At 43.4% G+C, this 25,465-nt stretch carries 18 protein-coding genes and 1 pseudogene; 3 read left to right on the top strand and 16 right to left on the bottom strand.

Features of this window, described 5'->3' with window-relative positions; all coding sequences use genetic code 11:
- The first annotated feature begins 42 nt into the window (after positions 1-42).
- Positions 43-825, top strand: coding sequence for a HipA family kinase (locus tag BHV83_RS14130; RefSeq protein WP_057326578.1), 783 nt, complete (start codon positions 43-45; stop codon positions 823-825).
- Positions 803-1,186 (top strand): DUF3037 domain-containing protein, encoded by a 384-nt coding sequence (locus tag BHV83_RS14125; protein ID WP_005859003.1) that lies wholly within the window; start codon positions 803-805, stop codon positions 1,184-1,186. Before BHV83_RS14130 ends, BHV83_RS14125 begins: the two co-directional genes overlap by 23 nt.
- Positions 1,187-1,279: 93 nt before the next feature.
- Here the strand turns inward: BHV83_RS14125 and gltA are convergent, their stop codons facing one another.
- From gltA to BHV83_RS14050, 15 genes are all read right to left on the bottom strand, one after another.
- Positions 1,280-2,749 carry an NADPH-dependent glutamate synthase gene (gene gltA / locus BHV83_RS14120; RefSeq protein ID WP_005867881.1) on the bottom strand — a complete coding sequence of 490 codons (1,470 nt, stop codon included), beginning with the start codon at positions 2,747-2,749 and terminating at the stop codon, positions 1,280-1,282.
- Between the two features lie 20 nt (positions 2,750-2,769).
- Positions 2,770-3,567: a sulfide/dihydroorotate dehydrogenase-like FAD/NAD-binding protein gene (locus BHV83_RS14115; RefSeq protein ID WP_005867880.1), complete on the bottom strand. Its 798-nt coding sequence runs from the start codon at positions 3,565-3,567 to the stop codon at positions 2,770-2,772.
- Positions 3,568-3,658: 91 nt separating this feature from the next.
- On the bottom strand, positions 3,659-4,045 hold the full coding sequence (locus BHV83_RS14110; protein WP_286757646.1) for a co-chaperone GroES: 387 nt from the start codon (positions 4,043-4,045) through the stop codon (positions 3,659-3,661).
- Between the two features lie 112 nt (positions 4,046-4,157).
- A complete protein-coding gene (locus BHV83_RS14105) occupies positions 4,158-4,751 on the bottom strand; it encodes a DUF4251 domain-containing protein (protein ID WP_005859017.1) in 594 nt (197 codons plus the stop codon).
- Positions 4,752-4,835: 84 nt separating this feature from the next.
- Positions 4,836-6,182 (bottom strand): MATE family efflux transporter, encoded by a 1,347-nt coding sequence (locus tag BHV83_RS14100; protein ID WP_005867849.1) that lies wholly within the window; start codon positions 6,180-6,182, stop codon positions 4,836-4,838.
- A gap of 7 nt (positions 6,183-6,189) precedes the next feature.
- Positions 6,190-7,200 carry an ABC transporter ATP-binding protein gene (locus BHV83_RS14095; protein WP_005867848.1) on the bottom strand — a complete coding sequence of 337 codons (1,011 nt, stop codon included), beginning with the start codon at positions 7,198-7,200 and terminating at the stop codon, positions 6,190-6,192.
- Between the two features lie 5 nt (positions 7,201-7,205).
- Positions 7,206-8,240 carry an iron chelate uptake ABC transporter family permease subunit gene (locus BHV83_RS14090; protein WP_122144020.1) on the bottom strand — a complete coding sequence of 345 codons (1,035 nt, stop codon included), beginning with the start codon at positions 8,238-8,240 and terminating at the stop codon, positions 7,206-7,208.
- A 32-nt stretch (positions 8,241-8,272) separates the two neighbouring features.
- Positions 8,273-10,006, bottom strand: a complete 1,734-nt coding sequence (locus BHV83_RS14085; protein ID WP_057326572.1) for a PD-(D/E)XK nuclease domain-containing ATP-binding protein — start codon at positions 10,004-10,006, stop codon at positions 8,273-8,275.
- A 672-nt stretch (positions 10,007-10,678) separates the two neighbouring features.
- Entirely contained in the window at positions 10,679-11,095 is a 417-nt protein-coding gene (locus BHV83_RS14080; RefSeq protein WP_147342801.1) for a hypothetical protein, read from the bottom strand.
- A 55-nt stretch (positions 11,096-11,150) separates the two neighbouring features.
- Positions 11,151-12,716, bottom strand: a complete 1,566-nt coding sequence (locus BHV83_RS14075) for a RagB/SusD family nutrient uptake outer membrane protein (protein ID WP_057326570.1) — start codon at positions 12,714-12,716, stop codon at positions 11,151-11,153.
- 21 nt (positions 12,717-12,737) lie between these two features.
- Entirely contained in the window at positions 12,738-15,716 is a 2,979-nt protein-coding gene (locus tag BHV83_RS14070; RefSeq protein ID WP_057326569.1) for a SusC/RagA family TonB-linked outer membrane protein, read from the bottom strand.
- A 410-nt stretch (positions 15,717-16,126) separates the two neighbouring features.
- Entirely contained in the window at positions 16,127-18,127 is a 2,001-nt protein-coding gene (locus BHV83_RS14065) for a fructose-1,6-bisphosphatase (RefSeq protein WP_008772677.1), read from the bottom strand.
- A 38-nt stretch (positions 18,128-18,165) separates the two neighbouring features.
- Positions 18,166-19,674, bottom strand: coding sequence for a TolB family protein (locus BHV83_RS14060; protein WP_034531564.1), 1,509 nt, complete (start codon positions 19,672-19,674; stop codon positions 18,166-18,168).
- 3 nt (positions 19,675-19,677) lie between these two features.
- On the bottom strand, positions 19,678-21,432 hold the full coding sequence (locus BHV83_RS14055; RefSeq protein WP_044544879.1) for a DUF6057 family protein: 1,755 nt from the start codon (positions 21,430-21,432) through the stop codon (positions 19,678-19,680).
- A gap of 165 nt (positions 21,433-21,597) precedes the next feature.
- The gene (locus BHV83_RS14050) at positions 21,598-24,072 is read right to left on the bottom strand and encodes an outer membrane beta-barrel family protein (protein WP_005867832.1); all 2,475 of its coding nucleotides are present in this window, start codon (positions 24,070-24,072) and stop codon (positions 21,598-21,600) included.
- 247 nt (positions 24,073-24,319) lie between these two features.
- Between BHV83_RS14050 and BHV83_RS14045 the strand changes: the two genes are divergently transcribed.
- Positions 24,320-24,961, top strand: coding sequence for a SagB/ThcOx family dehydrogenase (locus BHV83_RS14045; protein ID WP_270645568.1), 642 nt, complete (start codon positions 24,320-24,322; stop codon positions 24,959-24,961).
- Positions 24,962-25,150: 189 nt separating this feature from the next.
- On the opposite strand, the pseudogene BHV83_RS14040 reads toward BHV83_RS14045, so the two are convergent.
- Positions 25,151-25,405, bottom strand: a pseudogene (locus BHV83_RS14040) (ATP-binding cassette domain-containing protein); the annotation flags it as partial.
- Positions 25,406-25,465: the final 60 nt, after the last annotated feature.

Here is a 25,465-nt window from a genome sequence, read left to right as displayed (position 1 = left end):
TAAAATATAATCGTATCTTTATCTTCAATTAAAGTGAGGGTTATGGAATTACGTACAGCGAATGTTACCCGATATATCATGCCTCTGCGGGAAGGCGGATCATTGCCTGCTTTAGCGGAGGCAGACGATGAGTTTAAATATGTCGTTAAGTTCCGGGGAGCCGGACATGGGACAAAAGCCTTGATAGCCGAGGTGATCGGAGGTGAGATCGCTCGTTGCTTGGGTTTCCATGTACCGGAATTGGTCTTCCTGAATCTTGACGAGGCTTTCGGGCGGTCGGAAGGTGACGAGGAGATACAAGACTTACTACAAGCAAGTCAAGGGCTCAATCTGGGATTACATTTTTTATCCGGAGCCTTGACTTTCGATCCGGTAGTCAATCGTGTAGATCCTAAACTCGCCTCACAAGTCGTATGGCTCGATGCTCTTTTGACAAATATAGACCGCACGGTCCGGAATACGAATATGTTGATATGGAATAAAGAACTTTGGCTCATCGATCATGGAGCTTCCTTATTTTTCCATTTCTCATGGGTAAATTGGCAAAAACATGCGATCGGCCCTTTCATCCATATCAAGGATCATGTATTATTGCCACAAGCGACGCTGCTGGAGGAAGTAAACAAAGATTTCAAACGTATCTTAACTGAAGAGAAAATTCGTGAGATCGTAGGTCTAGTACCCGACGATTGGTTGCATTGGAACGATAGTCCCGGTACGCCTCAAGAGATACGTGATGTATATATCCGGTTTTTAATTGACCGAATCGCCCATTCTGACACGTTTATAAATGAAGCTCGACATGCAAGACAAACACTTATATGAATATGCCGTAATCCGTATCGTGCCGAAAATCGAACGGGAGGAGTTTATCAATGTAGGCCTTATCATGTTCTGTAAACGGCCTAAATTCATCAAGGCTCGCTATCATGTAGACGAGGAGAAACTTCGTCTGTTCACATCAGATATAGATAAAGAATCTTTGTGTACGAATCTCCACGTTTTCGATAAGATATGTTCCGGCGCAAAGGATGGAGGTCCTATAGCCAGCCTAGATATTCCGGAGCGCTTTCGTTGGCTTACCGCCATAAGAAGTGCCTCTATCCAAACCTCGCGTCCACATCCCGGTTTTTCCAACGATCTAGAACAGACATTTGAGAGATTATTTCAAGAATTAGTCTTATAGATAATAAACATAAATCTCCGTATCACGATAAAAGAAAAAAGACGGATCGTCCAAACAACCCGTCTTTCCTTATAGAACTAATAGATATTATACTTATCCTCTTAAGTCCGCATCCATAGCGGCGGCGGCCTTACGACCGTCTCCCATCGCCAGAATCACGGTAGCTCCACCACGAACGATGTCACCACCGGCATACACATCGCCTAAAGCGGAGCGCATACTGTCTTCCTCCACTACGATCGTACCCTTCTTGCTCACCTCCAAGCCTCCAAAGGCACGGGGTATTAATGGATTCGGAGATACACCGACGCTAACGATCACCTCATCCACATCGATTGTTTCGATAGCTCCCTCGATAGGTACCGGACGACGGCGACCAGAGGCATCCGCCTCACCTAGCTCCATCTTCTGCAAGCGCATCTGCTTAACACGACCTCTTTCATCTCCTATATATTCAATCGGATTATGAAGCGTCAAGAACTCCACACCTTCTTCCTTCGCATGTTTCACCTCTTCCAAACGAGCGGGCATCTCCTCCTCGCTACGACGGTAGACAATCATAGCACGCTCAGCGCCCAGACGGCGAGCAGTACGGACAGAGTCCATAGCGGTATTGCCACCTCCGATCACGGCCACCTTCTTCCCTTGTAGCACCGGCGTATCACTTTCCGGATTCGCCGCATCCATTAAGTTTACACGGGTCAAATACTCGTTGGATGACATCACGCCCACAAAGTTCTCACCCGGAATGTTCATAAAGTTAGGCAGACCGGCGCCACTTGCCACGAACACGCCCTTAAAGCCATCCGCATGCAAATCATCATAACTGATCGTCTTACCCACGATACAATCTTTCTCAAACTGTACGCCCATCTTACGAAGGCCATCAATCTCCACGTCCACGATCTTATTCGGTAGGCGGAACTCCGGGATACCATATTTCAATACACCACCGATCTCATGCAATGCCTCGAACACAGTCACATCATATCCACGCTTCGCCATATCTCCGGCAAAAGACAATCCGGCAGGACCGGAACCTACCACGGCAATCTTGATACCGTTCTTCTCCGCAATCTCCGGAACCGAGATATTACCGCTCTCACGTTCGTAATCAGCGGCGAAACGTTCCAAGTAGCCAATGGCAACCGCTTCCTTACCCATTTTCAAATGGATACACTTGCTCTCACATTGTTTCTCCTGCGGACATACACGACCGCAAACAGCGGGCAGGGCACTTGTCTCCTTCAAAGTCTTAGCTGCCTCCAAGAATTCCCCACGCTCGATATTCTTGATAAAAGTAGGTATATTGATATTTACCGGACATCCCTGCATACAAGTAGGATTCGGACAATCCAGACAGCGCTCGGCCTCTTGCATGGCCTGTTCTTTTGTCAAGCCTAAGTTAACTTCCTCCAAACGGGTACGACTCCGGTATTCCGGGTCCAACTCGTTCATCTTCACACGGGGGATATCCGCACGTTCTTTATTTTTCTTGCTTTTGCGAAGTGCCTCCCGCCAAGGTTCGGCACGACGAGCAGCGATTAATTCTTCTGTTGTCATGATTCAATTACGTGGTTTCGTTATTTCTTCTCTATATCCTTATAAGCGCCGAGGCGCATGATCATCTCATCAAAATCCACTTGATGAGCATCGAACTCCGGTCCGTCCACACAAACGAACTTGGTCTTCCCGCCTACCGTAATACGGCAAGCACCACACATACCCGTTCCGTCCACCATGATCGTATTCAAGGAAGCTACGGTAGGAATCTCGTATTTCTTTGTAAGAGCGGAAACGAATTTCATCATAATAGCCGGACCGATCGTAACGCATAAATCCACCCTCTCCCGGTTGATCACGCTCTCCACGCCATTCGTCACCAAGCCTTTCATACCATACGATCCGTCATCGGTCATGATAATTACCTCATCCGAGTTTTGGCGCATCTGCTCCTCAAGGATCACCAAGTCCTTGGTACGGGCCGCCAATACGACGATCACACGATTTCCTGCCTTATGGAAAGCCTCCACGATCGGCAACAACGGAGCGACACCTACGCCACCACCGGCACAAACAACCGTTCCAACCTTCTCGATATGGGTAGCCTGCCCTAACGGACCCACCACATCCGTGATATAGTCACCCTCGTTCAATTCACAGATCTTACGGGATGAGCCGCCTACCGCTTGGATCACCAAGGTGATGGTACCTTTCTCGGTATCCGCCCCGGCAATGGTAAGAGGTATACGTTCGCCTTTTTCGCCAACCTTCACGATCACGAAGTGACCGGCCTTGCGGGAGCGGGCGATCAAAGGAGCCTCGACTTCCAGCTTCACCACGTTGGCTGAGAAATGTTCTTTACTTACAATCTTATTCATTATAATCGCTACTGTTGATAGTTTGTCTTGTTTTGCTGGCAAAAATAAGATAAAAAAGTGAATATAGCCCTATTTTCCTTAACAAAAGGCTTTATTCAAACAAACCTTCATCACGCACTAACATCAAAATAGCGGAATGAGGAACAATCAAGAACTTCTCGTCATTAAAATTGATCTCGTAAGCGGCATTTTGCAAATAGACAGCCAAATCACCTTCACGGGCTTGAAGCGGCAAGTATTGCACCTCCTCCCCTTTCCTTTTCTCCCAGACCTCATGCTCCTCAGATTGAGAAGGCAACGGATATCCGGGCCCCGTCTTTATGATATAACCCGCTTGTATCTTCTCCCCTTGTTGAACCGAGGGAGGCAGATACAATCCGGTCTTAGTCTGGCTCTGTGGATTCTTAGGCTTAATCAATACTTTATCGCCTATCATCAGAAATTTATCGATGTCTTTTTGATCTATGGATAGTTGCATGATTATAAGATGTTAAGTTTTTATTTCGCGAACTTACGGAAAGTTTACCGAAAATAAAAGCGAGCCTTCTTGATGAAAGCCCGCTCTTATTTATAATGAACATTTATCTACATTAAATAGAACGTCCCTTGAACACATTCGACTCGCTTGAAGGATAGAGATTTCCCGTAAAGGATATACGGTTGCTATTAAAGTTAGGCGATACCGTGGCAGTACATTTATTCGTACCTTTCGCCATACGGAACGTAACCCTAGCGGATACCGCTACACCCTGCACATTCATCTCGTACATAACGTTTCCTTTTTTGTCAGTCTTCATCTGTACACCGGAAGTTGTTCCATCAACCGTTATACCTCCTATTCCGTTAGGACCGGCCGCCGGAGTATTAAACGCTAACTGAATGGTAGCCTTCTCACCCTTCACCGAAACGAAGTTCGTGTTCGGAGTAACATAAACAAAACTACCGCGCTTAAACTCTATACGATCCGCTTCCAATACGAAATCCTTATTCTTCAAAGCTTGCACCGCTTGTTCAAACAATGCGTTAGCCTCGGCTTCCTCCGCAGCTTTCTTCGCTGCCTTCTCTGCTTTCTTTGCTTCTTTCTCGGCCTGCTTCGCAGCTTTCTCTGCTGACTTGTCCTGCTGTGCCATCATCGACCCTGCACCAAATAATAAAACGGCGAGCAATAATACAATCTTCTTCATATTAACTCATTTTTAAAGGTTTGTCTATAAAAGTACTTTTATACATACAATAAAAATACAATTAACATCGACATAAGTTCATCTTTAACCCTTATTTTTCACGTTTTTAACATGATACCATAAAAAGCCCCATGCGGTTACCGCCGCGATGAAATCGGAGAAAGGTTGCGCTAGCCAAACGCCATCCAATCCCCAGATCGGAGGAAATAGCAGGATAGCCGGTATCAGGAATAAAACCTGCCGGCTTAGACTCAGAAACATCGCTTTCCATGCGACACCGATACTTTGAAAAAACTGGCTGATCGTAATCTGGGAACCGACAACGAAAAAGACCAGCATCGTCAGACGTAATCCATTATCCGTAATCGACACCAATTCGGCATCCGTCGAGAATACGCTAACGATCAGTCTCGGGAATAATAAACTGACGATACATCCTACCCCTGTAATCAAGGTCGATACTATAATAGACAACCGCAAGGTAGCCAATACCCGGTCATGATGCCCAGCGCCATGATTAAACCCGACAATCGGTTGCATCCCTTGGGCGATACCGATAATCAACATAACCAGCAGCATGGCGATACTGGAAATAATACCGCTGGCACCAATCGCCAAATCGCCTCCATTCTCTTTCAACGCATGGTTCATGATCACCACAACCACACTGCCCGCCAGCTGCATGGAAAATGGAGACATGCCGATCGTAAATATATTCCAAATAATGGAACCTTTCAACCGGAAATATTTCGTATGGAAACGTACGATACTATCCTTGCTGATAAAATGACTCATCACGAAAGCGGCACCGGCGGCCATGGAGATCACCGTAGCGATAGCGGCACCCTGTATCCCCATATCCAGCCAGAAGATAAAGATCGGGTCTAGGATCACGTTCAATACGGCACCGATCATCATCGTGAACATCGCCTTTTTCGGATATCCGGAAGCACGCATCACGGCATTAAAGCTAAAGCTTAATGTAGCCAGCAAATTACCCGGGATAGCGATATATAAATAGTCTTTCGCATAAGGTATCGTCTGCTCGCTTCCTCCGAACCACGTTAACAAATCATCCAAGAAAATCATACTGGGGATAATCGTCAAGGCTCCGATAATGAATGTCAAAGTGAAAGCGTTTCCTAATACGTTATCTGCCAGATCATTCGCCTTACGGCCTAGATGAATGGAGACCCTTGTAGCGGCTCCCGCACCGATCAACATTCCAAATGCCTGCATAAAGAGTAGTATCGGGAAAGTCAAAGTCAATCCGGAGATAGCTAGCGCACCCACTCCTTGTCCGATAAATATACGATCTACGATATTATAAAGAGCATTAACCATGGTCCCGATAACGGCGGGAATCGCGTAATGTACCAACAAACGGCCTATATTCTCATTTTCCAGCCGCCATGTAATCTCATTTGACATATATAACTTATGATTTATGAATTATGATTGAGATCATCTCTGCCACACTTCCTACGATTCTCGTGCCCTCTTCCGCAGGGAACTGAATACGCAGGCTATCCGGAGCATTACAATAAACACTTATATAATCCTCGCTAACCGACGAGGGCTTAAAGCCATTCCGGATCAAGGCATTCCCAACCCAATAAGAAGTCATAAAATCCCCCTCAACCCCAATAAGCTTTGTTGGAGCTGCCGTATTCAATTTCCCGGTATTCGGATCAAACACGATTCCTTCCTTGCTAAAGAAAGTCTCGAAAGCTCCTCCCATAATCAAGTCCTCCGGCGTTCCACATGCCATTGGGCGACTTTTCTCCTGTAACCATAGACAGTCTCCCAGCTGGATCGCCAAATCAAGATCATGCGTCGATAGCAGAATCGCTTTTTGTTGCTCTACCGCTAAAGTATGTAACAAGACCATAGTCTCTATCCGACTTGTCACATCTAAAAAGGCCGTCGGCTCATCCAACAATATGATGGGGCATTGCTGTGCCAGCGCTTTGGCGATCATGGCTTTCTGACGCTCGCCATCACTAAGTTCCGACACATAATTATAAGCCTTATGAGCGATACCGGCGGCAGCAAGCGATTCCTCGATAATCCTACGATCTTCCTGCCTTAATTGTCCGAAAAAGCCGGTATAGGGATGTCTTCCTAAAGAGACCAACTCGTAAACTGTTATTCCACCGGCATTTGTCTTCTCCGTGAGAACAACACCTACCATCCGGGAAAAATCACCTTGCGAGTAAGAGGCCAACGGCTTTCCTTTCAATTCGATCTCGCCCCCCAGAGAGGGCTGGAAGCCGCACAGCGTACGCAATAAGGTAGACTTTCCCGCACCATTCAACCCGAGAAGGCAAGTCACCTCGCCCGGATATAAATTCAAGTCGAGGGCATCATGCACCAACTTTAGGTGTCCACCTTTCAAAACATATCCAATACTCAGATTTCTTGTCCTTATAACTGGAATCCTTTCCATAACCACTAATTAAAATATTGAATATTCTTCCGGTTTACGATTACATAGATAATAACCGGCGCACCCAGCATAGGTGTCACCGCATTCAAGGGTAAAATCGTGTTGCTTCCCGGTACGACCATCAATAAATTACAAAGCAAGGCGATACAGGAGCCCGTCAACATCGTTATCGGCACCAATATCTTATGATTGGAAGAACCAAGCATCAGCCGTGAGATATGCGGAACCGCTAATCCGATAAAAGAGATCGGTCCGCAGAAAGCGGTAGTCGTAGCGGTCAATATCCCCGTACATAAAAGGATGGCTATTCGTGCCCGCTTGATCCGTATGCCCAGATTAGCGGCATACATCTCTCCCAGCAACAAGGCATTCAGAGGCTTTATCAGCAAGACAGCCAACAGCAACCCGATCAATGCGCAAGTCCCGAAGAAAGGCAATTGTTCCAAGGATACCCCCGAGAAATTGCCCAGTCCCCACATCACGAAAGCATGTACCCTATCTGTCGAGGAATAATAGTTCAGTATAGAGATAACCGACGAGGCCAGATAGCCGATCATTATACCGATAATCAAGAGCATGACATTGTTCTTCACCTTCGCAGAGAAATAGATAATCAATCCCAAGATCACGCAAGCCCCTACGAACGCAGCAAGAATCACCGCCATATATCCGCTGATCGGCCAATCCGTAAACTGCCCCAGCGTACCTCCAAAATACAACATGATAGCGGCCACTCCCAGATTAGCCCCATCACTGATACCTAATATAGAGGGTCCGGCCAACGGATTCCGGAATAAGGTTTGCAACAACAGCCCACTCGTAGCCAGTGAAGCCCCCGCCAACAGTGCGGTTATCGCCTGTGGTAAACGAGATTGCAACACGATATTCTGCCATGCGATCTTATCAGATCCCTTCCCCAGTAAAATATCCATCACGTGATCCAAAGGAATCGGTACGGCCCCATACGCCAGCCCTCCCACAAAGAGCACCAAAAGAACCACCCCCAACAACGGATAAAAAAGCAGTGCTTGTTTGTTCATGGCGCGAAGGTATACAAAAAAGCGGAGTTATGTTATACTTCCTCGCAACGTACTAAGTCCCACCCACGGAATTGCAACAACAAACGATGCAGAGTTGTTCCTTCCGACAAACAGCGTACTATCTTATCTTCGCTATACTGCAGTAATTGGTTTCGTCCCTCCAACGCTTGAACCTCCAGTTCGGCATCAGTTGCCGTACGAGTCGCATATTTCAATTCCAAGATATAGCTATGCTTCACGTCCGGATAGCGCTTCTTATCGGGTAAAAGGAAAAAGTCACAATACCCATAGTTCATTTCCAGTTCCGGCTCCACCAAATAATAGGAGGCAAGAGCAAGATAGGCTTTCAGAAAACCTTGCAGGTTCCGCTCGCCTTCCATCGCGTCACGCACGGCTGAATTTTCACGATACGCCTGAGCTACGCTCTCAAAGAAAGGCTTCCAACGGCCATCGTAAGCCATGTCGGTCAACATCACATTCAAATAATGCAAATCAATAGAACTATATTTTTGGTAATAGTCACGAAGAAAACCGAAATATTGCTCTCGTACACAATTATTCGGTATACTCATTTTAATCAAATCTCCCCGTGTACCACACATCGTAAGCAAACCATAATAATAAAGTAGACTACGGAAATTATCTATATCCGTTATTCGCTCAGCGGGGAAAGAAGTATGCAAATCCACGAAGATATCTCCCTCCGCAGCAATCTTTTCGATGGTACTCATACGATCTCCCTCTTGTACGGAGTCGCGATCAATACGTGCCAGCATCTTCAGCTTACTATAGTCCGTTCGGATATTCTTATCGACCATTTCTTCTGGGGCACGATGAAAATCAACTTGCCAACGTAAATAATATAAAGTCATATCACAATTGAAAACCCGATCGTCATCCAAGCTCTTTCTTGCGAAACAGTAATTGTCATACCAAGGCTTCATCTCCGCAATCATTGCCTCAACGTCCCCATTGAGCATATCGTTTTGCTGATAATAATGAAACATCTCACGAACTTCTGTTTCGTCAAAGCCCATCATAGCATTAAAACGAGGATCTACCGAGATATTCCAATCTATATTATATCCACTCGACAAATCATCCAACGTCACAGGGCTTACCCCCATCATGAATATACGGTCAAACATTCCCTTGAATTGCTTGAAATACTCCCGGTAGAAACCACTGGCGTGAGTCAAGTCATGAAACATTTGCTGCCCATGCTCACTCAAAATCACATTGGTAAAGTTGTCGTACTCATCTATAATGAGATACAATGGATATCCCTTTTCCTTCGCTTTTATTTCTATGTAAGCCAATTTAGACTTGGCACTTTCAATATTTTTGACGGTCTCCTTAAAATCCGCGTCATAAAAAGCAGCGTACACATGCGCGAACTGATTAATGATTAAGCTGCAATAATCATTGAAACTTGTCATCAAGTCCGCTCCCGGCATCGAACAGCCCGCTTTAGAGAAATCGAAATAAAGTACCTGATACTTATTCCTTTCACCGGTTGGATGCGTACCAATCCAGAGATCTCCAAAATATGCATCAAAATCATCCTGACGCAATATATCATAATACGTACGCATCATGCTAAGGAATACGCTCTTGCCGAACCGTCTCGGACGGATCAGGAAAAGATAGCTAGGCATCTTCTCGATAAGCGGAAGGTACATCGTTTTATCCACGAAATAGAAATTACCATTCCTTATTCGATTGAAATCTGATATTCCGTAAGGAATTCCTTTCACTTGACTCATATACTGGATAACTTTTATACTTGTTGTAGGCAAAGTTAGTCTATTCCTTGCAATAAGCACTAATATTTAGAAAAAAGAGCAACCACAATGTTTGCAAATGTATTTATTCAAGTTTAGTTCACAAACGAATGCGTCTGTCTGTTGTTTTGGTTCGATAAAACTCGATCAAGTCATTCATTTCAATATTTTGCTTACAGTTCCATTCTCTCAAAAGGAGATGCTTTGGTCGTTGAGAAGCACACTATTTTTGGCTATTGAAGTGAATAACTAACGGCTTGTCGAGTGAATAACTAACGGCTATACCTAGCCGTTAGCTTACGGCTTGGGAAGTGAATAACTAATCACTTGGAAAGCCTTTTACGAGTGACTTAATCAACTGTATACCAGACATATTTCACAAACACATTTTACGACTCAACTAGCTCTTCTACTAAATTAAAGAAGAACCAGAAAATGTAGGTATAGTCAGTCAAAATAAAGCTAGCTTCTTTAAAAGAGCATAACAAATCGCAACACGGACACAAGAACTTGAAGAAATATATCAACTAGTATAAAAATGAGCCCGATAGAATACCGAGCCCATTAAAAATATAGAATGTTTAATTTAACCCCCAATCTATCGGGTTCACTTTTATGAGACAACCTCTTATTTATGCATCTAATTTACTAATATCAAAAAGAGGGCAAAAAGGCTATATGAAAAGTCTCATTCTGCCCTGTTGCCGGACAATAGCCACTTACATCAATACTCGTTCCAATTATACTACTAAATCCTGTACCTGCGCAATTCAAGGTTACATGATTATTTGAAGAACCTATAATCAAGTCCTTAATAGTTGATGTAAATGTATAGGAGGTAAGTACTGGAGAAGTAATATAAACAGAAATCGCCGTTGTTCCTGCAGGAATATGCAAATTACTTCCAATTGAGAAAGTAGAAGATCCGGTAGACGCCTCATACCAACCTTCCACATTGTAAATCACACGAGCCTCATCTACTATATTAACAACAGGATCAACTGGTTTTACTGCAAACGCAACTAACGTACAAGCGAAGGAAGCTAACGCAAAATAAATTACCTTTTTCATAATATTTAATTTTAATGATCTTAGATGAAGCTTACGCCTCATCTAAGATTCCTGTTTAGAAACTTGCATAACCCGGATTCTGAACCAAGTTTGGATTGGTTTGCCATGCGTCTTGAGAAACAGGGAATATTTTTAAATAATCATCTGTTTTTCTTTCACAATTGGATTCAGTCCACATTCCTTTAGTAAAACAGCCAAAACGAATATCATCCTGACGAGAAAAACCTTCCCAAGCCAACTCTAAACGGCGCTCCAATTGGACCTCCTTCAACGTTATGGTTGAATAATTATGGGTGTTATTTCCATAAGCACGTTCACGAATAGCATTGACTAAATTTGTCGCTTCAGCAACACTACCTCCACTACGAAGCAAAGCTTCTGCTTTCATTAAATAAATATCCGCTAAACGAAATAGATGGAAATCGTTCTCCATTGCCGTAGATAAAGATTTCTCATACGTCCATTTTTGACAACGAGCTCCTTGGTCTTGATAAACAGCTCCCCACTTAGTTCCATCCAATTCAGAACCCGGAATAATACTAATATCTACAGTATAATCCAGCGGGCGATTCTCGTCTGTAATAATTTTTTCCCCGGTTGAGATATCATACTGTTGGCCGATTAAATAAGTACCTTCATAACGAGGATCATCCTCATTGAATAATTTAACATAGTCTGGCTGAGCACAAATGCCATTCCAAACACTAATACTAGCTCCTAGAGCCAAACCTTGCTTATAATGCAACGTACGTCTATAAAGAACATTTTGATCCTCTGTATCTGTACTTGAATAAGACGCCGCAAAGATAGCTTCTTTAGAAGTATTATTATTGGGATCAAAGTTTGTTTTCCAATTAGGCTCCAATATGTATGGCATTGCCATTACCTTATCGCAGTATTCTATAACTTTACTGTTAGCATTCTCGGAGATATTAACACCCCAAGCCTCCGCATTTTGGTACATCTTAGCTAAAATCGTATAAGCTGTCCCTTTAGTAAAAGTTCCATATTTTTTTGTATCGTAATCAGGAGCTTCTGTAGCTAAAGCATTCAACTCTGTTATCAGCCAATCAAATACCTCTTGACGAGATTTGCAAGTTGGTAATTCCTTATCATTATAATCAACAACCAATGGAATATTTCCAAAGAAATCCATCATTGAATAAATCCAGAAAGCCCGGACCCCACGAATTTCCGCAACTTTAGATGTTTTCTCCGCATCACTCAATAAAGTTGAATTTTTCAAAACCTCGATTGTCGCATTACACGTACCAATACATTCCGAACCTATACTCCAACAACTTTTTACACAACTAGTATTCGCAGTCCATGTATGCATATAAACTTCACGGTACTGTCCCCCATCATACCAGTCACCTCCATTACGAGTTACGTTCACTGTTGACGAACCAGAATTTTCTGCGAGGATCATATAGTCTCCGGAATATTTTTTTAACGTATTATAAACCGTACCAACCAAGGCGTTAATTTCAGTAGTTGTATTGCCAAAATTTTCAGCAGGTAGTTTATCGTATACTTCCTCGTCCAAATTCATACAGGACGGCATAGAACATAGTAAAGCCGCACCAGTAAGAAATGATAATATAGTTTTTCGTTTCATAATATATTTTCCTTATTTTTATTAGAATGTTAAGTTAACACCAAATGTAAATGAGCGAGATTTCGGCATGTAATCACGAGGTTCAATACCCGGAGACAAGCCAGCATCATCATCACTTGCCTGACCACGGAACAGTTCTACCTCAGGATCCAATCCTTTGTAACCTGTAATCACGAATAAATTCTGGGCGGCAACATAAATACGTGCTTTGTCTAACCAGTCAATCTTTTTAGTATTAAATGTGTATCCGATAGACATATTATCCAAACGAGCGAATGAGCCATTTTCTACATAATAAGAACATACACGAGAGTTCTCACGCAATTTATAAGTAAGTTCATCATTCATCGCATTTGCACCGCTCAAATAAGTATTATTCGCATAGGCTGCACGTGGATTATCCAAAACCTTATTACCGATTGTTCCACGTATAAAGAAACTAGCATCCCAATTTTTCCATGAGAACGAGTTATTCCATCCGAATGTCAAATCAGGTTGAGCGTCACCTACATATGTACGGTCATCATCCGTTATCTGTCCATCACCATTGATATCTTCGATGATATACTTACCATTCTCATCAATACCATCACATTTCAGCATAAAGAACTGACCTACCGGGCGACCTTCTTCAATTACATGCGAAGTCACACCCGAAGCACCTCTGATCCAAGGATCTCCTGTATAAATACGGCTTGTTGAATACAAGTCATTAGACAGCTTCGTGATCTTGTTCTTGTTATGAGATAGATTAATAGAAGTATTCCAATTGAAAGTCTTATTACGAATAACATCCAAATTCAACATAACTTCAATACCCTTATTGCTCATGTCACCCACATTCGCTTGAATTGTACTATATACGTACGTTGGAGTAGGTACTTTATAACGATACAACATATCAGAAGTTTTCTTGTCATAGTATTCTATCGTACCACCAAGACGTCCATTAAATAATTGAAAATCGATACCAACATTAAACATCGCAGTAGACTCCCATTTCAAGTCAGGATTAGCGTTCTGTGAAACCCTAAATGCGGTCAATTGAGAGCCATCACTATAGTATGTACCTTTTGCCTCGTAAAGCTCAATTGATTTATAAGGTTGTAAGCCATCTTGATTTCCTGTTATACCATAACCTGCACGTAATTTCAAATCCGTAAGCCAATTAACATCTTGCATAAAAGCTTCCTCTGAAATACCCCAAGCTGCGGAAACTGAAGGGAATGTACCCCATTTGTTATTAGCTCCAAACTTAGAGGAGCCATCTCGGCGAACTGTCGCTGTAATCATATAACGCTCTTTATAACTATAATGGGCACGAGCAAACATAGAGATCAATTTATAATCATTTTTATCAGACTTTACATTACCTACATCCAATTTATTGCCTGTTTGCAAATTATTAGCACCCATTGAACTAACAGCGAAGTCTAAGACCTTTGCCTCATGACTAGAGTACTGATTATCCTCCCATGAATAACCTATAATCGCATCAATTTTATGTTGTTCTTCCGAACCAAAAGCTTTATTATAATTCAAAGTCCACTCCATTAATTCGCGGTTCCATGCTCTTGAACGCCGAATAGCCAAACCATTACCAGCATCAACACCAATACGGTTAGCAGGATCCTGCCATTCACTATAATCATTAGAGAAACGACTTTTATATAAATTAGCCTTAACATTCAATCCATCAATAATATCAAACTGAAGATCTCCCTGACCATAAAAATACACATTACTATTCTTTTTATAGTTCTGATCCTGGTTCTGTACAGGGTTACCTTGATCATAACCATCATTACGAATAAAGTAAGAACCATCTTCATTAAACGGAGCCAAAACTGGAGACATATTATATGCGTAAATAAAGTTTGTTTGGAACGGCATTTGCATGTCTGTCAATGTTGCAGCACCGGTTAAACCAATACGCAAACGGTCATTAATAGCGCGTTGTTGGAACTGGAAACGGAAACTATGGCGTTTCATCCAGTTATCACGAACAATACCAGTACGATCCAAATAAGTATAAGACGCACGATAATTATTCTTTGAACCTCCACCGGACATTGAAATAGAATGATTTTGCGAAACTCCTGTACGAAGAACTTCATCAAACCAATCAGTGTCATTATTATAGCCATCGAATACACTTATATCCTTACCTAGCTCTTTATTTAGCGCTTTCCATTCAGAAGCATTTAACATATCAGGTTTGTTAGCTACCATATCCATGGTCACATAACCATCATAGTTGATCTGTGTTTTAGATCCGGAGCCTCTCTTAGTCGTAATCAAAATAACACCACCGGCCGCACGAGAACCGTAGATTGCCGCAGAAGAGGCATCCTTCAATACGGAGATAGACTCGATATCCGTAGGAGATACAGTGGACATATCACCACCCGGAACACCATCGATCACGATCATTGGGCCTTGGTCATTCTGCAAGGTTGATGTACCACGTAAACGGATTTGGGAGCTACGGGTCACGTCGCCCGAGCCAGATGTAATCGTCAAACCGGCTACCTTACCTTGCAACAAATCGGACGCATCACGAGTAATACCTTTATTAAAATTCTCCTCCGAAACATTTGCTACAGATCCTGTAATTTCCTTACGAGTCTGCGTACCGTAACCGATAGCGACAACCTCGCCTAAGTTTACCACAGAAGGAGCCAATTTAACTTCAACAGTCTTACGTCCTTTAACCCCTTCCTCTAAAGTGTTATAACCAATAAATGAAAATTGAAGAACGGCTTTTTTCAAGTCGTTAAGCGTAAGCGTGTAATTACCGTCAATATCGGTAATCGTACCATTGGTAGTACCCTTTTCCACGATGTTCGCACCGATGATGGGTTCACCAAGTTCATCTAGAACTTTTCCTTTAACAGCGCCAGATTGGGCAAAGGCCGCTGTCATGCAAAGAGACATCAACACTGAAAGTATCGCTACCTTACAGCGTCTGAAAGAATCAAAAGTTTTCTTTCGTTGCATAATTACTTAATTTTTAGGTTAACAATCATTGAATTCACAAACACAATTGAGAATTTTCGAGGCAAATATAACTTATTTTTTTAAAATAAGCCATGTTTATATAAAAAACATTACCGCAATTCTGCATGTTTCATTAAATCAATTGATTTGTTTAGGTGTTCAACATGTGATACTCAGATGCAACCAAGCATACTTCAATGATACCATATCCTTATTTTCTACAAGAACAATAGCGAACTTATCATGAATCAACAAAATAGGAAAAATGTCGTTCTAGGCAATAGTTCTAGATGGACTATCGTTAAACTGAAACAACACGTCAAACTATGTCTAAATTCCTAAAAAGAAAAGAGGTCTGATAAGCTCAGGCCTCTTTCATCTTATATTTAGCAAGAAAAATCGTAAGGAATCTATCTTTCCATCCTCTCCTTCTCCTTTATCAACCCATTCCGATACGCATAAAGCAGTTTCTCCAAGTCCTTGATCTGGCTTTGAAGATCCGCACCCTTATCCGTATCTTTCACCATCTGGCGATGGGAGCTTAATTCTACCACGATCGTAGTGGATTTGATATCCAAGCCTTCCTCGATCGCTTTCGCCCGGGATTCGAAGGGTTCGTGTTGCACAAGCTGGAAACCACGGGAGTGATATACTAATGTATAGCCCGCGATACCGGTTTCCAAATGATACGGACGGGAGAAACCGCCATCGATTACTAACATCTTGCCATTCGCCTTGATGGGATTCTCACCTTGATTGGAACGGACAGGGACATGTCCGTTGATGATATGCCGATGCATACCGGTCACCCCAAACTCATCCAATATCCTATCACAAATTTCCTCTTGCTCTCGTAACGTATAATAAGCGCCTTTTTCCTCCTTATGAGTCTCGGCCTCTTCGATAAAGGCACGCTCGAAAGTAGCCATCTTGCTTTTATCGAATAACGGAGAGTCCTTGCCGCCCCAAAGATACCAGATATAATCATGCGCATATTCCACTTCTTCCTGCTCCCCGGTCTTGAAATAAGCCGTACGGATCAGTTGGTCTACACGGTCCAACAAAGCACGGCCCTTATAATCCTGCCCCAAGATACGTACTGACTTAAACGTCCCATCCGGATTCATCGGGATAGAGGCATGAAACAGTAAATTGGAATTACAAACCTGATACATTCCCCCATGCCGGAAGAAACAACGCATATGCTTTTTCATCTTCTCGCTGCTCTCAAAAGAATGCAAGATCTTTCGGATCAAATCCTCCTCCTCAATAGAAAGACGATACGGATCTTTCGGGTCTAAAGTAGGCCAGTTAGTATCTTTAAGCGTATAATCCTTTCCATCGATATGAACCACTCCCCGCTTCAGATCGATATGGTGCAACAACATCCGGTCATCCATCTCAAACTCCGGACGACGGCGGATGATCTCACCCTCCAGCTTGAACTGGATGATGGTGATCGCCTTGTGCATCTGGGCGATCAAACGGGTGGTCTTCTCATCCATTGCATTATCGGCGAACTTTGTTTTCGGCATGAATAACGCACAAGGATCATCCCCGTACGCCTCCATCGCGAAAGTGGCCAACGGCAAAAGATTGATGCCATATCCATCTTCTAAGGTAGCCATATTACCAAAGCGTAAACACATACGAATCACGTTGGCGATACTTACCAAATTACCGGAAGCGGCTCCCATCCATAAGATATCATGATTACCCCATTGAACATCGAAATTATGGTAATCGCAAAGGATATCCATGATCAGATGAGCGCCCGGACCCCGATCGTAAATATCGCCGATGATATGTAACAGGTCGATTGTCAACCGTTGGATCAAGTTACACATAGCGATAATGAAATCGTCCGCACGTCCCGTGGAGATGATCGTACAAATAATCTGATCCACATAAGCGGATTTATTCGGCTCTACGGAAGACTCGTGCAATAACTCCTGAATAATATAGGAGAACTCCTTGGGTAAAGCCTTACGTACTTTCGAACGGGTGTATTTGGAGGACACGTTCCGGCAAACACGTACCAATTGATTCAAGGTCACTTGGTACCAATCTTCCAGATCTTGCTCTTGACTCTTGATCAGTTCCAGCTTATCCTCTGGATAATAAATCAAGGAACAAAGCTCCTTCTTCTCGGATTCCCGGAGCGTATTACTGAAAATCTCGTTCACCTTGCGCTTTACGGCACCGGAAGCGTTTCTCAGCACATGGCTAAAGGCTTGATCCTCGCCATGTAAATCACTCAAGAAGTGCTCCGTACCCTTCGGTAGGTTCAAGATCGCTTCCAGATTAATGATCTCCGTACTGGCATCCGCGATCGTCGGGAAACTCCGTGCCAACAATTGCAAATACCGTAAATCATTTTGTACAGATTCGGCTATAATATCTTTTGTCATCTTATCTCTTATTTATACGCGAATATAAATAGATCCGGTCATTTAAACCGAACCTGCTCCGGTTTATTTTTCTCGGCTACTTGCTGGATCTCATAGGGGCTGACCTCTACGGCGCCTTTCGTCAATTCCGGAATATTGTAGGAATACAACTGATAGTCATACTTATCCGGATCTTCTTGAGGCAATAAGAACGGTTTCGAAGGCTTACCGTCTTTCCCTATATAACAAATATAAGGTAAAGTATATAAACCGTTATCCCGGCGGCTACTAAATACGACCCAATCACTATTACTACTCCAAGAATGATAGCTATCCGTATCCGGGCTATTCAACGCGGACATATCCATCGCTGTCCGATTCTCCAAATCCATCATCCGGATCTCCGCATCCGGGTGCCAAATAGGGAACTGCCCATAAGCGGTTTCCGTGTACATCAGGAAACGCCCATCGGGAGAGATACGGGGAAATGTATAGCTCAAGCTATCCGCATGTACCAACGTATCGATCGGGAAGCTGATCTCGCCACGATCCGGATCGAACGCGACACGGCAGAGATTATAACGTACCTTATCATAATTCTCCGGCATCTTCTGGGCCGGGGCCGTACAGAAATAAAGCCATTTACCATCCGGAGAGAACGCGGGGAAAGTCTCGAATGCATCTTTTGTGATCAATGAGGCTTTCGAAAGGATTTCTTTGTTTTTCACGTCATACACCACCACATCGGACTCCAAGTCGAACACTTCCATCTTTTTCTCTTTCACGGAATGGAAAAACTGTTTGATATCATTTACCGATGTGGTGATATAGCGCCCGGAAGGATGCCAGAAAGGATACGTCATATTACTGATCGTCCCATTCGTTTTCGTATTCAATTTACTGATTTTCTTGTCTTGGACAATATAAGTTCCCCCATTCGCCGCACGCATATGGAACATCATCTGCCCCGGATCTCCCATACAGAACGAATGGCAGTTCATACAATTATAGCCGGTCATATCGTTACGGATAATCGGCTGTTCGTCAAACGACTCCAAATTCCGCTGATAAATACCCACAATATGCCATTTCTCGTATCCCGGCTCTATCAAACGGTATACTAAATGAGAGTCGATCGCTTGATCACTGATATAGACAGAGAATGGTGCCCATTTAGTCCACTCATCACCTATCTTCGTGGCGATCGTAACAAAAAAGGCTTTTCCACGGTTCGCACGTGTCAAGCGAATCCAATCCTTCATCTTAAAACGGATCGTATTTGTCCCATGATATTCAAACACTTCCGACTCACTACCTTCTATTTTCGCATAGCATTCATCCGCTGGTACATTTATCCGGAAATTCAACGGAGCTATATTATAAGGTATAGTCGTCCCTTTATAATCCGGAAAAATAGGAGGCGGGGACATACGTTCGTTCGTGACATTCGTAATGCCTTCCGGATGCAAGGACCAAAAGCCTAAATATACGACTATAGTGAGAACTTGTATTATTAGATATCCGATCACAAAATTTCGGACGATCTTTCTTTTCTTTGTATTATCCATGTATTATTGTCGTTTAGGAGTCGGGATAAATTGAGCGTAATAATAATAGGTATCACCAAACTGTTGCTTCAAGGCTGCCGGCGGCATAGAGCGTGCCACTTTCATGAATTGCAGGAAGCGATTCTGCACCTCCTGACTGATCGGGAAGCTCCGGAACGCCTCCGGATCTTTCTGTACGGCCGCGAAGAACAAGCAAATAGCTTCTTGATAAAGCACCGGGAATGCCTCACCCCGTTCTTTCATCAATTCCATATAATGCATAAAAGTCATCAAATCCTTATAAACCAAAAGATATCCCATCCCATATTCGAAAGCCGGACGGTTATCGGCATGATCGTCGATCAAAAAAGCCAATGCGTTCGGAAAGATCAAGGTCAGGTCCAAAGGATTATCGGTAATCGGAAGCATCGCCCGTTTTGCCGCTATCCAATCTTCTGACGCACAAGCCACGGAGTCCAATAATGGACGTTGAGCGGTTGCCCAATCCCGGTAATGCGGGTTCGATTCCAGTATCTTGATATATTTCTCCGCCGCACGATATTCGCCGGTTACCAGATAAGTCTCCACCAAACGCTTCATCAAACGAGGTTGCACGCAACGTTGTGAACTTAATACCCCCACAAAGGCGAAACGTTGGGCGGCGTTCACTTGCCCGACTTGCCAAGCCACCTCACTCGCCTCGATCAATCCCATCCGGCTTTTCGGATCGTGCGGAATAAAACCACCCTCACCGATCTGGGGGAAACGCATCAAATCGGAAGTAAAACGTCCGGTTTTCGACAAAGCCAAATTCAGATAAATCAAGGCATCCATATCCCGCACAGAATGCGCACGAGCGTGCGAGACAATCTTCTGCCATTCTCCCAGCCGTGCATAGTAATCATACCGATAGGCCTGCTCCATCGGATCTTTCTTATAGAGAATCCCGGCGACCATCGCTATCAAAAGAAAAACGTAAGAAACGATTCGTTTCCAAGATTCCTTACGGATGAAAACCCGGCTCCTTACATAATAAAGAATGAAAGCGATCAAAGGATACGCAAGCATGATATATCCTAAAGAATTAGGTATCGGATATTCGGGATGGCATAGATGTTTGCTGAAAAAAGCTTCCCGCATCGGAAGAATATAAACCGTACGCATGGCGATCAACGGTAGCAAACCTCCCCAAGCGATAGCGATAATGGCTACTCCAAAACGAGCCTTATCCTCTTTAGCACAACACTCATAAACCGCGATCAATAAGGCCAACAATAAATTAGCGGGTGCCGCAAAAAAATAAGAGCCCCCCAAAAACAAGAAGCCAAAGAGATAACGAAGCCAATCAATCTTGATTGAAGTATACAAATACGCAAGAACCTGCACGAAAGCGAGCATCGTCAACAAGGCGATTGACTCCTGCGGATAGATCCAAATTAAAAAAGAGGGAAGAATAGCCGCCAACATAGAGGCACGCACCCCACAAGCTTTTAAGTAAAGGAAAAAACAGCCGGAGATCAGTCCTAATAATAAAGCGATCACTACCGAAGCCCCATAAGGATGGATAAACGCAAGCGATAAGAACTCAGTCACATATTCATTCAATCCACCCGGTTCGGCCAATCGGTCTTGGAAATAACTACCGGTAGTCTGAAACATCATATACTGCTCCAGAAAACGATACCAATACCGAAAATTCAACTCTATGAATAGGAAACTACCTATAATAAAAAGGAATAGTATAATGGTATTATTGTTAACAAATAGTCTATTCTTCATTCTCCAACTGTTTTTCGGATCGTAAAGATAGAAAGTATATAGAAGACGGCAAAAGAAAAAGTTTAATTATTATATTGAACACGGAATACACGAAACACACGGACTGATACTATAGACCTCAGTGTATCGCTGTGTGTTCCGTGTGTTCCGTGTTCAATCCTGTACTTACATCTGCTGCTCGCCGCCGCCAGAGCCGCCGCTCTTCACATCATCGTTATTGATACCGCGTTTTACTTTCTTGATAGCATCTTTCAAGGTACCGAAACGATAGGATACGCTAACTTGTAACATGCGCATCGTTCGGTAATTGGTCTCACGGCGGAAGAACGTATCGTCTGAAGAAGTGTTTTCCATCTTCATTCGTTTCCAGAACGGGTTCTGGAAAGACAACTGAACCGAGAGCTTTTTCTTCAAGAAATCCTTATTTACGGAGATTCCCGTAAAATAGAATGGAGAACGTTTACCCTGCAACTGAATCCAAGGAGAGAAATATCCTCCATGCAAGTTCAAGCGAAAATCCATCGGGAAATTAAACTGCGTACCGGCGAATATACGTCCGCTGAAACCACTGTTCGCCATATCATTCATATCGCTCTTCAAATCCGTATAATCCACACCTCCATTCATATAAATACGGAACAAAGGAACCGGGTTCCAATTTGCGTATACGAACAAGCCCGTAGATTGTTTCTTTCCTATATTACCATAAGTAGTCTGGAAAATACCCGGGTTCTTCGGATCGATAAAGGTATATTGCTCGATCGAATTATTCACGAACGTATAAGTAGCGCTCGCGTTAATGCTGAATTTCTGGGCGAACATACTATAGTTCAAGTTAATATTATTACTTTTCTCAGAGTCCAGATTCGGGTTACCGAAGGATATATTCTGCGGATCCGCATTGTTTACATAAGGATTCAAATACCAGATACCCGGACGCTGGATACGCATATTATATCCCAAGCGAAGCTGTTGCGCCATGCTCAGTTGATAAGAGATCGTAGCGTTTGGCACCACGTCGAAATAATGGGTGTCAAAATTCATATCGGGAGCCATCTCGTATTTCACATCCAAAGAAGTTCCTTCCGCACGGACACCCGCTTTCACGCCAAACTTATCAAACTTCATCGAATAGCCCAGATAAGCGGAATAGATATGTTGGGTATGACGGAAATGGCTATCCTTGGAAGTAACATCTTCCCATATATTCAGCGAATCGTTGAAAGCGGTACGATCTGTATTACTCCGGCTCTGGCGGAATATGTATTTCGCGCCAACCTCCAAGGTCTGGTCCTTCCATGTAGGAGTCGTATAATCCACCTGTCCGGTGTGCTCATTCGTAGAAGCCTTATTGATATTATTTTGCGGATAGCCGAGCCAAGGATTGTAATTCACGACATTCTCTAATTCCGTATAATCCTTACTATCATTCGGAGAATGGCTGAAACGGTAAGAGACCGTCAGCAACTCATCTTTCTTATGGGTAGAGTGCTGGTAATCCACGTTCACGTCCGTAGAACCAAATGTCTCTGTCGTTTCCGAGTTACGGTTATAACTGTAGACCGGATTATGATTGATATCCTGCATATTCACGTTATACTCCGAGAAACTTTTCATCTCGCCACGGAATAAGTTCGCGCCAACGGTCAATAGATTCAAAGAGTCGATCTCATAACTTCCCTCCAAATAACCGAATTGGAACGGTCCACGGCTCTTTCTACGTCCATTTTGTGTCAAGAAGTGTTCCCCGTCATTTTGCAAATCTTCCCGTACGGAGTTAGCGTCATTCCATGGGTCCCGCTCCCGATTATAGTTATAGTTGGCGGTAAGTCCTAATTTTCCGGCTTTTAGAGATACATAACCACCACCGCCTACACGCCCCAACGAACTACCGTTCACACGAACCGTACCAGTATATCCTTGTAGAGCATTTTTCGTTGTAATGATATTAATAATACCACCGATACCCTCGGCGTCATACTTAGCGCCCGGGTCTGTGATCACCTCTATGTTTTTCACGGAATTGGCCGGCATACTCTTTAATACCTCAGCAGGATTATTACTCAACAGGTTAGAAGGTTTACCATTCATGTAGATCTTGAAGTTCGTGGAACCTTTCAATTGGATTTGGTCATCTCCATCCACGGTTACCATCGGCACTTTGCGCAACATATCCAACGTATTGTTGGTCTGTGCCTCGGGGTCATCTTCCAAGCTATAGGTAAGTTTATCAATCTCAGCCTTCACCAAAGGTTTCTGCGCCGTAACCGTCACTTCCCCCAGCCGCTGGTTATCCTCCTGCATATATAACTTACCCAAATCCAAGTTCCTCTGTTTATCCGAGATCGTAAATATTTTCTCGGCAGGAGCTTTTCCTATAGATTGCATAGAGATGATATATTTGCCGGCGCTACTCAATGGTGCCTGAAACTTACCATCCACATCACACGCTAAAAGCTTGACCGGTTTCTCGGGGGTCTTCGCAAAAGCAATTCTCAACGTCGCATAGGGTACGGACTCGTTACTCAGCGAATCTAACACCTGTCCCTTAATTGAATAGGAACCGGTTTTATCAGCCTGCGCATACAGAGGAAGCGCAAGGAACAGTACCCAAAATAAGGTAAATAATTTCTCTTTCATACGTTCATCTATCACTATAAAAATAATACATTTTACTGCAAATTACACTATTTACGATTTCATCGTACAAATAAAGTCATTAATAATGTTCATATTTCCTTTTTCTTCTAAAGAAGTCTGAAAAAAGAGTATTTTTTCATATATAGACGGACATCAAGTAAAACAGGTTGCACAATAATTCTAGGAATCTTTGAGAAAACGAATATATTGTTATTTTTGCATTCGTAATTCTTTAAAATACAATGTCATGAGAACTATCTTTTGTGTATTAGCCACTTTGATGTTGGGTTTGACGAGTCTGCAAGCCCAAAGTTTAAAAGCCATTAAGTTGAACGCTCCCGACAAGACCCGAGGCGCTTCGGTGATGGAAGCCCTGGCAAATCGTCACTCCGAGCGTGAGTTCGCCAACAAGAAACTCAGCCAACAAGATCTTTCCGATTTGATGTGGGCCGCCATTGGGATCAATCGCAAGGACGGGAAACGTACCGCCGCCTCTGCCTTGAACAAACAAGACGTGGATGTTTACGTATTGATGGAAGAGGGTGCTTATCTGTATGATCCGAAAGCCCATCAACTGAACCCGATAGCGGAAGGTGACCACCGTCCACTGATCGGAGGAAAGCAAACCTCCGTGAACTCAGCTCCCGCTTGTCTATTGATGGTTTCTGATGTTTCCAAATTCGGCAATGTAGGTACACCGCAATTACGAGAGCGTTTTGGAGCGTTAGATGCCGGGCTGGTCTCTCAGAATATCGCCTTGTTCTGTTCCGGATGCGGCTTGGTAACAGTTCCCCGAGGTAGCATGGAGGCAGATGCTTTGAAAAAAGTGTTGAAGCTATCCGACTCCCAAATCCCAATGATTAATCATCCCGTGGGTTACGCTAAATAACAGGGGTACCCCCATCGCCTCACGGCAGTAGTCCCATAAGCCAACACCACTACTGCCGTAGGCTTACGCCACTACTCCTTATGGGGCATGCCAGTAGTCACATTAAAAACACACGCTCCAAGCGAAGATCAAAGCCAGCAACGCAAAGATCACCACCAAAATCGTATTCCCCCAGCGAATCAGGAAAGAGGGTAAACGCTCGATAAATCCCTCTATATTAGCGATACGGGCTGCCAATAACAAGCGAGATTTATCAATCTCACCGTCATCCACGGCGATATTGCGTGCGATCGACTCTGAGAACAGATAACCGTCTTGCATCACTGCGCCACATTGGTCACGCCACCATAAAAGGCTGAAAGATCACAAATCATCTCCACCCACCCGGATATCGCCTTCTACCGGATTATAGTAACCCAATAATAACTTGATCAAGGTTGTTTTCACCGTAAAAAAAGTCTTGTTATAAATAGACTCTTCGATTTGAGACAGCAGAAATATCCA

Source organism: Parabacteroides sp. merdae-related_45_40, from assembly GCF_001915675.1.
This window is presented reverse-complemented; position numbering and strand designations above follow the sequence as displayed.

What these genes read in the sequence shown, in the direction of transcription:
- BHV83_RS14130 (WP_057326578.1), top strand. Translation starts at nt 43, where the DNA reads ATGGAATTACGTACAGCGAATGTTACCCGATATATCATGCCTCTGCGG.
- BHV83_RS14125 (WP_005859003.1), top strand. Translation starts at nt 803, where the DNA reads ATGCAAGACAAACACTTATATGAATATGCCGTAATCCGTATCGTGCCG.
- gltA (WP_005867881.1), bottom strand. Translation starts at nt 2,749, where the DNA reads ATGACAACAGAAGAATTAATCGCTGCTCGTCGTGCCGAACCTTGGCGG.
- BHV83_RS14115 (WP_005867880.1), bottom strand. Translation starts at nt 3,567, where the DNA reads ATGAATAAGATTGTAAGTAAAGAACATTTCTCAGCCAACGTGGTGAAG.
- BHV83_RS14110 (WP_286757646.1), bottom strand. Translation starts at nt 4,045, where the DNA reads ATGCAACTATCCATAGATCAAAAAGACATCGATAAATTTCTGATGATA.
- BHV83_RS14105 (WP_005859017.1), bottom strand. Translation starts at nt 4,751, where the DNA reads ATGAAGAAGATTGTATTATTGCTCGCCGTTTTATTATTTGGTGCAGGG.
- BHV83_RS14100 (WP_005867849.1), bottom strand. Translation starts at nt 6,182, where the DNA reads ATGTCAAATGAGATTACATGGCGGCTGGAAAATGAGAATATAGGCCGT.
- BHV83_RS14095 (WP_005867848.1), bottom strand. Translation starts at nt 7,200, where the DNA reads ATGGAAAGGATTCCAGTTATAAGGACAAGAAATCTGAGTATTGGATAT.
- BHV83_RS14090 (WP_122144020.1), bottom strand. Translation starts at nt 8,240, where the DNA reads ATGAACAAACAAGCACTGCTTTTTTATCCGTTGTTGGGGGTGGTTCTT.
- BHV83_RS14085 (WP_057326572.1), bottom strand. Translation starts at nt 10,006, where the DNA reads ATGAGTCAAGTGAAAGGAATTCCTTACGGAATATCAGATTTCAATCGA.
- BHV83_RS14080 (WP_147342801.1), bottom strand. Translation starts at nt 11,095, where the DNA reads ATGAAAAAGGTAATTTATTTTGCGTTAGCTTCCTTCGCTTGTACGTTA.
- BHV83_RS14075 (WP_057326570.1), bottom strand. Translation starts at nt 12,716, where the DNA reads ATGAAACGAAAAACTATATTATCATTTCTTACTGGTGCGGCTTTACTA.
- BHV83_RS14070 (WP_057326569.1), bottom strand. Translation starts at nt 15,716, where the DNA reads ATGCAACGAAAGAAAACTTTTGATTCTTTCAGACGCTGTAAGGTAGCG.
- BHV83_RS14065 (WP_008772677.1), bottom strand. Translation starts at nt 18,127, where the DNA reads ATGACAAAAGATATTATAGCCGAATCTGTACAAAATGATTTACGGTAT.
- BHV83_RS14060 (WP_034531564.1), bottom strand. Translation starts at nt 19,674, where the DNA reads ATGGATAATACAAAGAAAAGAAAGATCGTCCGAAATTTTGTGATCGGA.
- BHV83_RS14055 (WP_044544879.1), bottom strand. Translation starts at nt 21,432, where the DNA reads ATGAAGAATAGACTATTTGTTAACAATAATACCATTATACTATTCCTT.
- BHV83_RS14050 (WP_005867832.1), bottom strand. Translation starts at nt 24,072, where the DNA reads ATGAAAGAGAAATTATTTACCTTATTTTGGGTACTGTTCCTTGCGCTT.
- BHV83_RS14045 (WP_270645568.1), top strand. Translation starts at nt 24,320, where the DNA reads ATGAGAACTATCTTTTGTGTATTAGCCACTTTGATGTTGGGTTTGACG.